Raw genomic sequence first — 11955 nt, 5'->3', positions numbered from 1 at the left:
GACCGCACCGGCCACGCGGTGGCAGACCGCGACGCGCAGGGCCGCGTCGCGGTCACCGTCACACTGCGTTAGCCCGCGATTCGCTTGCGCCGGTAGAGAGTTCCGACCGCCAGCAGGATCAGGCTGATCACCAGGATCGCGGTGGCCAGCACATTGATCTGCGGCGGCACGGCCGCCTTCACCGCCGCGTTGACGTACAACGGGTAGGTCACTGAGGATCCACTGACGAAGTACGTGATGATGAAGTCGTCGAGCGACAGCGCGAACGACAACATTCCCGCCGCCACGATGCCAGGAATGATCAGCGGCAGGGTCACCTTGAAGAACGTCCGGGTCGGGCTCGCGCCGAGGTCCATCGAGGCGTCCTCCAGCGTCCAGTCGAACCCGCGCACTCGCGCCCGCACGGTCATCGCGATGAAGCTGACCTCAAACGCTATGTGCGCCAGCACGATCGTGGTGTAGCCCGTCGCCCAGTTCAGGTCGAGGAACAGCACCAGCAGCGCGGCGCCCATCACCACTTCGGGCGCAGTAAGCGGCAGGATCAGGAAGGTGTCCACCGCCCTCTGGCCGCGCCATCGCTGACGGACCAGCGCGATGGCGACCAACGAACCCAGCACCAGCGCGACCAACGTCGACACCGCCGCGACGTTGAGGCTGAGTTTCATCGCGTTGGTCAACGCCGGGTACTTGAACGGGTCCGCCCAGTTGTCCAGCGTGAAGCCCTGCCAGGAGTAGTTGAACTTGCCCTTCGGATTGTTGAACGAGAACAGCACGATCACGAAGATCGGCAAGAACAAATACAACAGCACCAGCCCGGCGACGATCCGCAACAGCACATCGCCCCATTTCGGGCTGCCCTTGACGGTTTTCGGCTCTGCGGCGCCGACCTCGGCAATGGCCTGAGTCGTCATACCAGGTCCTCCGTGCCCAGTGCCCGTGTGTAGAGCAGCACCCCGGCCAGGATGAACAGCATCAGCACCATGCTCAGCGCCGCTGCGGCCGGGTAGTCCTTGACCACGAGGAACTGCTGCTGTATCACGTTGCCGATCATCGTCGTCTGCGTGCTGCCCAGATACTCGGCGTTGATGAAGTCACCCGCGGACGGGATGAACACCAGAAGGCTGCCGGCCAACAGACCCGGCATCGCCAGCGGCAGAATCACTTTGGTGAAGCTGCGCGTATTCGACGAGTAGAGGTCCTTCGAGGCCTCGATCAACCGTGGGTCGATCTTCTCCAGGCTCACGTACAACGGCAGGATCATGAAGATGATCCAGTTGTAGGTCAGCCCGCCGATCACCGCCCAACTCGTCGACAACAACCGACCGTCACTGGGCAGCAACCCGATGGTGTCCAACGCGCTGACCACCCAACCGTCGTCGGCGAGAATCGTTTTCCACGCAATGGTGCGGATCAGGAACGTGACGAAGAACGGCAGGATCACCAATCCCAGGATCAGGTTTTTGAACCTGCCTGCCTTGAACGCGATCACGTACGCCAGCGGGAACGCCAGCAGCACACACAGCACGGTGGCGGTGACGGCGTAGATGAACGACCGCAGGATCTGATCCTGGTAAGTGGTGAACGCGTCGAGGTAGTTGCCGAAGTCCCACGAGAACGTCAGCGTCGGCAGAAACACCGAGCCGCCCGTCGACGACAGCGACGTGCGCGCCAGCGAGAAGAACGGCACCACAAAGAACACCGCGAGGTATGCCAGCGCGGGCAGGACCATCAAATAGGGAGCGATCTTGCTGCGCTGCCGACCGCTGGTGGCGACTCCGGCCATCGACTATCCGCCAGTGACCGCGGCGAACGCGGTGTTGTACTCCTGCGTCTGCTCGTCGGTGAGCGCCGCCCAACCCTTCGACTTTTCGAGGGTTTCCTTCGACGGGTTGATCAACGGGTTGCTCGCCAACGCAGGATCGATCTTGTTGAGCTCGTCGGTCATGTCGGAGAGCACCGGGACGTACTGAACGAACGCCACCAGCTTGGCGTAGTTCGCGCGGTCGTAGACGTAGTTGATCCAGGCCTCGGCGGCCTTCTGGTTCTGCGTGGTGTAAGGGATCACCATGGTGTCGACGAAAGTCGTTGCGCCAGACTCCGGTACGACGAACTGCAGATCGGGATTGTCGGCTTGGAGCTGAACCACGTCGCCGGAGTATGCCTGCGCGATCGCGACGTTTCCGGCAGCGAGGTCGTCGGCGTAGTCGTTGCCGGTGAAGCGGCGGATCTGGCCCTTGTCCTTGTGTTCGCGGACCAGGTCGACAGCCTTCTGGACGGCCTCGGTGCTCGGCTCGGCAGGCGAGGAGCCCTGAGACAGCATGATCATGCCGAGCGCGTCCTGCGCGTCAGAGAACAAGCTGACCTTGCCCTTGAACGCGGGATCCCACAGATCGTCGATGGTCTTGATGTCGCGGCCGGTCGCGGCACGGTTGTAGGCAAGGCCGACAAGGCCCGACATGTAGGGCGCGCTGAATTTGCGGCCCGGATCGACGCTGGCCTCGAGCAGGTCGGGGCGCAGGTTGTTCTTGTTGGACCAGCCGGAGTCGCTGATGTCGTTGAGCCAGCCCAGGCTGTGAAGCCGGGTGGCCATGAAGGTGGTCGGCACCGCGAGGTCGGCGCCGATGTCCTGCTTGCGCGACAGCGGCTCCTTGACCTTGGCGAACCACTCTTCGTTGTCGTTGAAGTCTTCCTTGTAATCCACGGTGAGGCCCGAAGCGGTCTGGAACGCCGCGACGAAACCGTCGGCCATGTACAACGGCCAGTTCGAGATCCGCAGTGTCCCGCTGGCAGGACCGCTGTCCTGCGTCGTGGTCGCATCGCCCGAGGTGCCGCTGTCGGACCCACACGCGGCCAGGACCGTCGGGCCGAGGGCCAGCGCGGCCGCGGCTGCGGCGCCGCCGCCGATGAATCGACGGCGCGACGTCCGGTTGGTCGCCAGTCGAGACAGGAGCCGGGGATCAATGTTGTTGGGGGGCATGGCAACTGTGCCTTTCGTCGATGTGAAGAGGGAGAGGTAATGGGCGACCTAGGAGTCGTCGAGCATCTCCTCGAGATCCTCGGTCGTCGGAATGTCGGCGGCGGGCAACACCAGCGAGGCGTCGGGTGCCCAGCAGACGTGGACCTCGTCGCCGGGGCGCAGCAACGGCAGCTCCTGTTCGGGGCCGATGTGGGCCAGGATCGGCGAGTCGTCGGCCGCGGCCAGCGACAGCCGCACCACCGGTCCCTGGAAGGTGAGGTCACGCACCGTGGCCCGCACGGTTGCGACATCGCCGGTCGGCGCGTCCATCGAGATGCGGACGCGCTCAGGGCGCACCATCAATGTGGCCTGGCCGCCCGGTTCGATCGTGGTCTCCCCAGGACGGGCCTTCAACGTCGTTCCGAGAACGTCGACTTCGACGAATTCACGGTTGCTTCGTCCGGTCTGCCGACCGGCCCACAGGTTGGCCTGCCCGATGAAGCTCGCCACGAATACCGTCGAGGGGCGGTCATAGATTTCGGTGGGAGTGCCGATCTGGTCGACGTTGCCCGCGTTCATCACCGCGATCCGGTCGCTCATCGTCAGCGCTTCCTCCTGGTCGTGGGTCACGTAGATGAACGTGATCCCGACCTCGCGCTGGATGCGCTTGAGCTCGAACTGCATCACTTGGCGGAGCTTGAGGTCCAGCGCGCCCAGCGGTTCATCGAGCAGCAGAGCGCTCGGGTAGTTGACCAACGCGCGGGCCAGCGCCACCCGCTGCTGCTGGCCGCCGGAGAGCTGGGCGGGCTTGCGCTCGGCGAAGTCTGTCAATCGCACGATCTCCAGTAGCTCGTCGACGCGCTTGCGGACCTCGCCTTTGTCCTTCTTCTTGCTACGCGGCCCGTAGGCAACGTTGTCCCACACCGTCATGTGCGGGAACAGCGCGTAGTGCTGGAAGACGGTGTTGACGTGGCGTTTGTGCGGTGGCACTCGCGAGACGTCGACGCCTTCGAGCCGGATGGCGCCTTCGGTCGGGCTCTCGAAACCGGCGATCATGCGCAGCGTCGTGGTCTTGCCGCAGCCCGATGGGCCGAGCATCGAGAAGAACTCGCCCGACGCGATGGAGAAGTCAGCATCGGTTACGGCGACATAGTCGCCGAAGCGTTTGGTGACGTGGTCGATCTCGATGACCGGGCCGCCCTTGGCGCGGGTGCCCCCGTCTTGCTCCGGTGTTTGATCAACAGCGGTGGTATGTGTGCCTGTCAGGGCGGATCCTCCTGGTGGGTGCAGCCTCGCGGCTGTGGATAAACCATCGCGGATCGCGCGGTGCTTCGCAAGCGATTCCGCAACGAATTTACATTTTCACAATGGAATCCTTCGTCAGTGGTGCCGAGGAACGAGAGAATCCGCCGAACAAGGCATCGTCACCCACCGCCGGACCATGTCGGCCGGCTGGGTGTGTGGTGAGTGTGCGTGATCAGTCTCGCAGCCAACCCGGCGGTGGTCCTCAAAACCCGTGACGTCGTTTACCGGCCCCGTGTCGAGGGGTAGTGCTGAGGGCATGGCAACAGTTGACGTGTCGGTTTCGTCGGATCTGCCACCGGAACGGGCATGGGTGCTCGCGTCGGACCTGCGCCGCTTCGATGAGTGGCTGACGATCTTCGGCGGCTGGCGCGGCGAGGTTCCTTCGGAGATCGAGGTGGGGACGTGTGTGTCGTCGCTGATCAAGGTGAAGGGCTTCCGCAATGTCGTTCACTGGCGGGTGACGCGATATGACGAGCCCGAGGTGATCGAGTTGGTCGGCACTGGGCGCCCCGCGATCTGCATCGCCCTGTGCCTTTGCGTCAAAGAGATAGGACCCGGGCCTTCGTCCAATGTCGCCTCCGGCTCCGTGTTCCAGGTGGTCGCCGACCTGACCGGCGGCCTGCTCAACACCCGGATAGGCAACTTGGTCGCCAAGGTTCTCGAATCCGACGTGCGCAAGTCGGTCGAAAATCTCGCGTCGCTGCGCGAGCCGGTCCGCTAACCCCATTCGTGGTTCATCGAGCGGGATTCGTATCGCGCCTCGGCGGATTCGATGCGTCGTGCCCGCGGACGGGTCACTGCGATCAGCACCATCGCGAGGCCAGCTGTCACGGCGCCGCCGTAAAAGATTGCGACGAAACTGCTTTCGGCGGGTACAAACCCCGCGGCTGGACTGCCGAGCAGCAACGCGACCAGCGCGGCGGCCGTGGAGCTGCCGATGGTGCGGGCAATCGCGTTCATGCTGGTGGCCACGCCGGTTTCACCGGCATCCACCTCGCTGACGACAAGCGCGGGCAGCGCGCCATAGCCGAGGGCGATGTAACCGTTCGCCAGGATGCCGGCCACGATCACCTGCCACGCCGCCGAATGTGCAAGAGCGATGAACAGGAATCCGGCGATGCCGGAGACCGCCGCGACCATCAGGACCGGTCGAGCGCCGAAGCGGTCGATGAACCGGCCGCTGATCATCGCGACGAGAAAACCGGTGACGGCCCCGGGCAGCAAGTAGACGACGCTGGCTTCCAGAACGGTCGCGGAGAAGCCGTATCCCGCTACCTCGCGCGGAATTTGGACGAACTGCGTCAGCCCGAGGAACGCGAAGTACAGACCCATCCCGACGAACACCGTCGCCAGATTGGTGAACAACATGGCCCGCCGAGTCAGCATCCGGGTCGACACCAGCGGCTGCTTCACGCGTCGCTCCCACAGTCCCCAGCAGACCAGTACGACGATGCCGCCCGCCGCGCACCCAACCGTGGCAGGAGACGTCCAGCCCCACGAGTTGCCCTGCGTGATCGCCAACAGGATCGCCGACAACCCCACGGCCAGGCCCGCCGCGCCGAGCCAGTCGATGGTCCCGGTGGAGGTTCGCGAGCGCGCCGGGACGACCAGTACCACGATGGCGATGACGACGATCGTGAACGCGGTCGTGAGCCAGAAGACGCGGTGATAGCCGGCGTCCCCGCTCATCAGCAGCCCGACCACCACCAGCCCGGTGCCGCCGCCGAACCCCAGCGTCCCCGACAGCACCGACATCGCCGATCCCATCCGATCGGGCGCCAACTCCTCACGCAGGATCGCGACGCTGATCGGATACAGCGCGAAAGAGGCGGCCTGCAGCACCCGTCCCACGATCAACAGGGCCAGCGACGACGTGACAGCCGCGAGCACCGAGCCGACCAACACCACCGCGAGCACGATCAGCAGCACACGTTTCTTGCTGTGCAGGTCGGCGAGCCGACCGATCAACGGAGTCGCCGCGGCCGCGGCCAGCAGGTTCGCGGTGACTGCCCAGCTGACCCCCACGGTCGACGCGTCGAGCTGGTCGGCGATGATGCCGAGAACGGGTACGACGGCGGTCTGCAGCACCGCGACCGTCAGCACCACCACGCTGAGTCCCGCGACCAGCAGCCGCGGCCGGCGAACCCGCGTGTCGCTCGAAGCGGTGGACGCGTCGGTCTCGACCACGGCCCGCTCCGATCGTTAGCTCATCTTCGGTTCCCCGATTATGTCCTTTCGCCCAACAGGGCCATGAGGCGGTCATGGGGAAGTTGCGGTGAGCGGTGCCCGTCGCGGCCAATCATGTCGTCGTTGACCACCAACGCGTTGAGTACCGCCTCCTCGACCGACTGCACGACCGCGGTGTAGAGGTCGTCCATCCGGCCCCACGGCATGAACGTGATCGTGCCGAACTCGTCGTCCCCGGCCGGGCCGAGGGGAAAGGCGCTGGCCAGTCCGGGCACGTCGGCGATGGAGAAGGCAAGGAAGATGTCACCAGAGAAGTGACTGCCCGCCGTTCCGGTGCGGGCCAGCCCCAATGGAACCCGCCGGGCCAGCGCCTTGCACTGACCGGGCAGCAGGGGAGCGTCCGTCGCCACGATGGCAATCACTGAGCCGGCGCCCGCAGGCGGCTTGAGGCCGAGGTCGGTCTCGAACCAATCGCTGTCGAGCGGATTGTCGTCGAGCAGCCGCGGCCCGATATGCCTTCCCGCAACGGTCAATTCGGCACGCGAGCCGAAGTTGGCCTGGACGAAAGCCGCGACGGTGAAGGTGCGCCTGCCATAGCTGACCAATCGGGACGCGGTGCCGTTTCCGCCCTTGTAGTCGTAGCAGTTCATCCCGGTTCCGCCGCCGACCGATCCTTCGGCCACCGCACCGGTGGTCGCGGCGTCCAATGCCGATTCGACGTGCTCGGGGCGGACATGACCGCCGTTGATGTCGTTGAGGTAGCCGTCCCAGGTCTCGGCGCACACGGGCAGCAGCCATTGCCGCGCAAGTCGCGGGTCGACGCGGTTGACCCAGCTGACGACACCCGTGTGACACGCACCGACCGCATGCGTATTCGACAGCACGATAGGCAAATTGAACGATCCGGCTTCCTCGATCCATGTGGTGCCGGTCATTTCGCCGTTGCCATTGAGCGAGTACCAGCCCGCGGCGCAGGGCTGGCCGACGCCGGCCCGGCCGCGCGGCAGGATCGCGGTGACGCCGGTGCGCACTGTGTCGCCTTCAAACAACGTCGTCACGCCGACTTCGACGCCGCCGACATCGGTGATGGCGTTCAGCGGTCCGGTGTCTCCTGGCAGGGCGATGCCCAGTCCGCGTGCGCGCGGCCGGCCGTCGGCGGTGTGTGTCGTCGTCACCGGGTCATTGTGCTTGGCAGGTTGACTTCAAGCCCAGTTGAACCGGCAAAGTTGGGGGATGAACGTTTCGCCTCCACCGACGGTCAATCATCATGCCGACCACCCCGGTTTCGGCGGGGTGACGGGGTTGCTCTGCAGTGTGCTCTTTCTGGCGATAGGTCGCGCAAAGGCACGGCTGGCGGTCGACATTGCGTCCGTGTCAGCCACGGACCGTGTCATCGATATCGGTTGCGGCCCAGGCGTTGCGGTGCGTGCAGCAGCGCGCCGCGGGGCGCACGCGATCGGTGTTGACCCAGCGCCGGTCATGCTGCGGGTGGCTCGTGCCGCCACACGCGAAAGGGCCAAAGTCGAATGGGCCGAGGGCACGGCGGAGAACCTGCCAGTGCCGAGCGGATCGGCGACCGTCGTGTGGTCGTTGGCGACGGTGCATCACTGGAAGGACGCCACCAAGGGCCTGTCCGAGGCGCGCCGGGTGTTGGCGCCCGGCGGGCGAGTCCTGGCGATCGAGCGTCAGGTGCAACCCGACGCAACGGGTCTGGCCAGCCACGGGTGGACCGAACAACAGGCGGAGTGCTTCGCGGCGCTGTGCCGCACCGCGGGTTTCGACAACGTTCGCGTCGAAGGGCGCGGCAGCGGCCGCAGCGCCGTGTGGGCGGTCCACGGGGTAAAGCCCTAGGCGACGTCCCTTAGCGGTGCGGGCCTTCCATCGTCGTCTTGATGACAGCGATGCCGGCTTCGATCATCGCCTCGACGTCGCCGGCTGCCTCGTCGGGCAGCAGGTCGGCCGTCCAGGAAAAGCCCGTGCTGCCGTCAGGATTTGCGACAACCTGTGCCGCGCCGTTGTAGTGCCGGAACTGCTGGTCGATGATGGCCCAGGCAACCCGGTGCGCGTCATCGTCCACCGACACGATGTCTTCGCGCACGACCAGGCCGTTGCCGAACGTGACGACGCGTGCGTTGCCCTCGACTCGTGTATCCACCACGAAGCCGGGAGCAAGACGGGTATGTAGCGCACCGACATCGCGCAGGGCGTCCCAGACGCGGTGAGGCGGCGCGTGAATCTGCACTTCCTTGCGGATCGTGGCCATCCGGCCTCCTCTGCATGGCTGGATTCTGTGTACCTGTGGACATACTGCGCTTGGGGGCCGACAGGTTTTGGAGCCGCTGTGTTCGAATGAGCACATGTCACCCGGGCCGCAGACCACTTCCAGCGCGCTGACCGACTCAACCTTCAGCGGCCACCGTCCGGCCGGCGCAGGGGATTTGTCGGTCGAGACGCACGGCATAGCGCCAATCGCCGAGGATCAGCGCTACGGCTCGCCCGCCCGGCTGTTCACCGTGTGGTTCGCGCCGCAGGTCAACATGACCGGCGTGTTCACCGGCACGCTCGCGATCGTGCTCGGGTTGGGATTCTGGCTGGGGCTGCTCGCGATGGTGATCGGCACCGTGCTCGGGTCACTTGTGGTCGGCTACCTGTCGACGTGGGGTCCGCGCACCGGTACCGGCCAGTTGCCCAACTCGCGGATGGCGTTCGGCGACGGGGTTGTCCTGCCTGCCGCCCTGCAGTGGCTGTCGTCGATCGCCTGGGATGCGCTCGTCGGTCTGTTCGGCGGTGAAGCCCTGGCCGTGCTGCTCGACATTCCGTTCTGGACAGCGGTGCTCATCGTGCTGGCCGTGCAGGGCGCAGTCGGGTTCTTCGGCTACGAGCTGATCCACCGGCTGCAGGCGGTACTGACCGTCGTGCTGTTCGCGACGTTCGTGGTGTTCGCAGTGAAACTCGTTGGCGGACATGAGGTCATCACACCGGCTAGCGTGTCCGGCGCCGACCTCGCCGGTGCATTCGTCCTCGAGATAACCATTGCGTTCAGCCTCGCGGTGTCGTGGGCCAGTTACGCAGCCGACTTCAGCCGATACCTTCCGGCGAATTCGTCGCGCGTCAAGGTGTTCGGGTACACCTTCGCCGGAATCGTGTTGGCGTACACGTTCGTTCAGGGCATCGGTATCGCGGCCGCAGGCGCGATCGGTGAGCACACCGCCGAAGGCGTGCAATCCGTGATGGGCGGCGGCGTGCTGGGGGCGCTGGCCCTGCTGGTCATTGCGGTGGCATCGATCGGATCCGGAGTGATGAACGACTACAGCGGGTCACTGGCGTTGCAGACCATCGGGGTTCGGGTGCGACGACCGGTGTCGGCCGTCATCGTGACGGTGGTGGCATTCGCGCTCATCCTGTGGCTACACGCGGCCGACACCGCGACGAGGTTCACCGATGTGCTCCTGCTGGTGAGCTATTGGATTCCGGCGTTCGTCGCGGTGGTGGTGATCGATTGGCTGATCCGCAGCCGTGGCCGGGCGACCATCAACCCCGCCGAAGAACACACCGACGGCCGCGACGCCACCGCCGCGATGGTGGCGTTCGTGCTGGCGTATGCGGCGGCGATGCCGTTCATGCACACCACGCTCATCGAAGGGCCAATCGCGCGGGCCTGGCACGGGGCCGACATCGCATACTTCGTGAACTTCCTGGTCGCAGCCGCGCTGTACGGCGGCTACCGCCTGGTGCGGATGCGCAGGAACGCGGCCGCCTGAGCCTTCGCAGGCGTAGCGTTTCTCGTGACAGAGGGGGACTGTCATGGAACTGACGGTGCGGCCGGCGGGAGCCGCCGATGCACAGGAATGCGGGCGCATCTGCCATGACGCGTTCGCGGCGATCGCCACCCGGCACGGATTTCCGCCCGACTTCCCGTCGGTCGAGATCGCGACGGGCCTGGTGTCGGGGCTGATAGCCCACCCCGGATTCTTCAGCGTTGTCGCTGAGCAGGACGGCAGGGTCGTCGGCAGTAACTTTCTCGACGAGCGGTCGCCGATCTTCGGGGTAGGACCGATAACGGTTGATCCTCCGGTGCAGGACCGCCAGGTCGGCCGCGTGCTGATGAACGCGGTGCTGGACCGGACCGCGCAGCGTAGGGCGCCGGGAGTGCGACTGTTGCAATCGGCCTACCACAACCGCTCGATGAGCCTGTACGCCAAGCTCGGGTTCGATATCCGAGAGCCGTTCGCCGTCATGCAGGGAAATCCATTGGCGCTGAAGCTTTCTGGCTACGACGTGCGTACAGCGACTGAGGCGGATATCCAGGTCTGCAATACGTTGTGCATCAAGGTGCACGGTCACGATCGAGGAGGCGAACTCCGCGACGCGGTCGCCCAGGGATCCGCGAGGGTGGTCGAGCGGCTTGGGCGAATTACGGGATATACCACAGCGATCGCCCTGTTCGGGCACTCAATTGCCGAAACGAACGACGATCTCGCGGCCCTCATCGGAGCGGCTGAGGCGTTCGGCGGCCCGGGATTCCTTGTGCCCCTGCGCAACACTGACCTGTTGCGCTGGTGCCTTGGGCATCGGCTTCAGGTGGTGAGCATGATGAATCTGATGACGATCGGCTTGTATCAGGAGCCGCGCGGCGCGTTCCTCGCCTCGGTGTTGTACTGACGACCCGGCGTGTTGATGAAATCGTCGATCAGGTCGACAACCTCGCTGGGACGCTCGACGTGAGGAAAATGGCCGACGCCCTCGAGCACCTCGAGCCGGCTTCCTGGCCGCGCTTCGTGCACGGCGTAGCCATGGTCGACCGGGATGATCCGGTCCTGGTCGCCCCAGATGATCATGGTGGGCAGTTCGGACGTCAGATGCAACCGATTCAGCGCACTCACGGCCTGTCCGCGGTGGTCGACCACCGAGCGCAGCGTCCGCAGGAAAGCCTGGCGCGTCTCCCCATCCGACAGGGATGAATAGGCGCTCCACATCTCCGCACCGCGGGGTGATTGAAGCCCGACCGCTGAAAACCACGAGCGCAGCTTGTTGCCTGCGGTCAACACCGGCTGTGGCGCGATGACCGGCAGGATCAGCTCGGCCCCTGGGGCCGACAGCAGTCGAAGCGTCCAGCCGACATCCGGACCAAGGCCGCCGCTGCTGATGAGAACCAGCCGCTTGCAGTAATCCGGGTGCTGGTAAACGAACTGCATGGCCACGCCGCCGCCGAGCGACTGCCCGACGACCGTAGCCTGGGAAATGCCCAGCTCGTCGAGCAGGTCTCGCAGCCACACCGCGAACGCGCCGAGGGAATAGTCGCCCCGCGGCTTGTCGGATTTTCCGTGTCCGAGCAGGTCAGGTGCGACCACGCGATACCTACGCGACAGCTGGGGGATTACCGCGCGCCACGTCTCGGAACTGCCGGCCATGCCGTGGATCAGCAACAACGCCTCGTCGCTGGTGCCAACATCCTGGTAGGCGACCCGATCGCCGTGCAGCTCCAGATACTTCATCTCCGCCATGCC

General features: G+C 65.4%; 12 protein-coding genes. 4 read left to right on the top strand and 8 right to left on the bottom strand.

Annotation, left to right across the window (positions count from 1 at the left end):
- Nucleotides 1-68: 68 nt before the first annotated feature.
- The 4 genes from VFH65_RS13245 to VFH65_RS13230 are packed head-to-tail and all read right to left on the bottom strand — an operon-like array spanning nt 69 to nt 4054.
- Entirely contained in the window at nt 69-911 is an 843-nt protein-coding gene (locus VFH65_RS13245) for an ABC transporter permease (protein WP_353322103.1), read from the bottom strand.
- On the bottom strand, nt 908-1783 hold the full coding sequence (locus VFH65_RS13240) for an ABC transporter permease (protein WP_353322101.1): 876 nt from the start codon (nt 1781-1783) through the stop codon (nt 908-910). Before VFH65_RS13240 ends, VFH65_RS13245 begins: the two co-directional genes overlap by 4 nt.
- 3 nt (nt 1784-1786) lie before the next feature.
- Complete coding sequence (locus VFH65_RS13235; protein ID WP_353322099.1) at nt 1787-2977, bottom strand: polyamine ABC transporter substrate-binding protein; 1191 nt, start codon at nt 2975-2977, stop codon at nt 1787-1789.
- Between the two features lie 48 nt (nt 2978-3025).
- Nucleotides 3026-4054, bottom strand: coding sequence for an ABC transporter ATP-binding protein (locus VFH65_RS13230; RefSeq protein ID WP_353322097.1), 1029 nt, complete (start codon nt 4052-4054; stop codon nt 3026-3028).
- 463 nt (nt 4055-4517) lie between these two features.
- Between VFH65_RS13230 and VFH65_RS13225 the strand changes: the two genes are divergently transcribed.
- Nucleotides 4518-4982 (top strand): type II toxin-antitoxin system Rv0910 family toxin, encoded by a 465-nt coding sequence (locus VFH65_RS13225; RefSeq protein WP_353322095.1) that lies wholly within the window; start codon nt 4518-4520, stop codon nt 4980-4982.
- Here VFH65_RS13225 and VFH65_RS13220 read toward each other — a convergent pair.
- Both VFH65_RS13220 and VFH65_RS13215 read right to left on the bottom strand, forming a co-directional pair.
- Entirely contained in the window at nt 4979-6448 is a 1470-nt protein-coding gene (locus VFH65_RS13220) for an MFS transporter (protein WP_353322094.1), read from the bottom strand. The two genes, VFH65_RS13225 and VFH65_RS13220, sit on opposite strands and share 4 nt — an antisense overlap.
- Nucleotides 6449-6486: 38 nt before the next feature.
- Nucleotides 6487-7623, bottom strand: coding sequence for a P1 family peptidase (locus VFH65_RS13215; protein WP_353322092.1), 1137 nt, complete (start codon nt 7621-7623; stop codon nt 6487-6489).
- Nucleotides 7624-7681: 58 nt separating this feature from the next.
- Between VFH65_RS13215 and VFH65_RS13210 the strand changes: the two genes are divergently transcribed.
- The gene (locus VFH65_RS13210) at nt 7682-8299 is read left to right on the top strand and encodes a class I SAM-dependent methyltransferase (protein ID WP_353322090.1); all 618 of its coding nucleotides are present in this window, start codon (nt 7682-7684) and stop codon (nt 8297-8299) included.
- Nucleotides 8300-8309: 10 nt separating this feature from the next.
- Here the strand turns inward: VFH65_RS13210 and VFH65_RS13205 are convergent, their stop codons facing one another.
- Entirely contained in the window at nt 8310-8711 is a 402-nt protein-coding gene (locus VFH65_RS13205) for an SRPBCC family protein (RefSeq protein ID WP_353322088.1), read from the bottom strand.
- 94 nt (nt 8712-8805) lie between these two features.
- On the opposite strand from VFH65_RS13205, the gene VFH65_RS13200 reads away from it, so the two are divergent.
- Nucleotides 8806-10209, top strand: coding sequence for a purine-cytosine permease family protein (locus VFH65_RS13200; protein WP_353322087.1), 1404 nt, complete (start codon nt 8806-8808; stop codon nt 10207-10209).
- A 43-nt stretch (nt 10210-10252) separates the two neighbouring features.
- Complete coding sequence (locus VFH65_RS13195) at nt 10253-11110, top strand: GNAT family N-acetyltransferase (RefSeq protein WP_353322085.1); 858 nt, start codon at nt 10253-10255, stop codon at nt 11108-11110.
- On the opposite strand, the gene VFH65_RS13190 is transcribed toward VFH65_RS13195, so the two are convergent.
- On the bottom strand, nt 11068-11952 hold the full coding sequence (locus tag VFH65_RS13190; RefSeq protein WP_353322083.1) for an alpha/beta fold hydrolase: 885 nt from the start codon (nt 11950-11952) through the stop codon (nt 11068-11070). The genes VFH65_RS13195 and VFH65_RS13190 overlap by 43 nt on opposite strands.
- Nucleotides 11953-11955 lie beyond the last annotated feature (3 nt).

The sequence above is a fragment of the Mycobacterium sp. genome, from assembly GCF_035697385.1.
Lineage (GTDB): Bacteria > Actinomycetota > Actinomycetes > Mycobacteriales > Mycobacteriaceae > Mycobacterium.
This window is presented reverse-complemented; position numbering and strand designations above follow the sequence as displayed.

Bases quoted from the DNA above. Each gene is read 5' to 3' on its own strand.
- VFH65_RS13245 (WP_353322103.1), bottom strand. From the start codon at position 911: ATGACGACTCAGGCCATTGCCGAGGTCGGCGCCGCAGAGCCGAAAACC.
- VFH65_RS13240 (WP_353322101.1), bottom strand. From the start codon at position 1,783: ATGGCCGGAGTCGCCACCAGCGGTCGGCAGCGCAGCAAGATCGCTCCC.
- VFH65_RS13235 (WP_353322099.1), bottom strand. From the start codon at position 2,977: ATGCCCCCCAACAACATTGATCCCCGGCTCCTGTCTCGACTGGCGACC.
- VFH65_RS13230 (WP_353322097.1), bottom strand. From the start codon at position 4,054: ATGCTCGGCCCATCGGGCTGCGGCAAGACCACGACGCTGCGCATGATC.
- VFH65_RS13225 (WP_353322095.1), top strand. From the start codon at position 4,518: ATGGCAACAGTTGACGTGTCGGTTTCGTCGGATCTGCCACCGGAACGG.
- VFH65_RS13210 (WP_353322090.1), top strand. From the start codon at position 7,682: ATGAACGTTTCGCCTCCACCGACGGTCAATCATCATGCCGACCACCCC.
- VFH65_RS13205 (WP_353322088.1), bottom strand. From the start codon at position 8,711: ATGGCCACGATCCGCAAGGAAGTGCAGATTCACGCGCCGCCTCACCGC.
- VFH65_RS13200 (WP_353322087.1), top strand. From the start codon at position 8,806: ATGTCACCCGGGCCGCAGACCACTTCCAGCGCGCTGACCGACTCAACC.
- VFH65_RS13195 (WP_353322085.1), top strand. From the start codon at position 10,253: ATGGAACTGACGGTGCGGCCGGCGGGAGCCGCCGATGCACAGGAATGC.
- VFH65_RS13190 (WP_353322083.1), bottom strand. From the start codon at position 11,952: ATGGCGGAGATGAAGTATCTGGAGCTGCACGGCGATCGGGTCGCCTAC.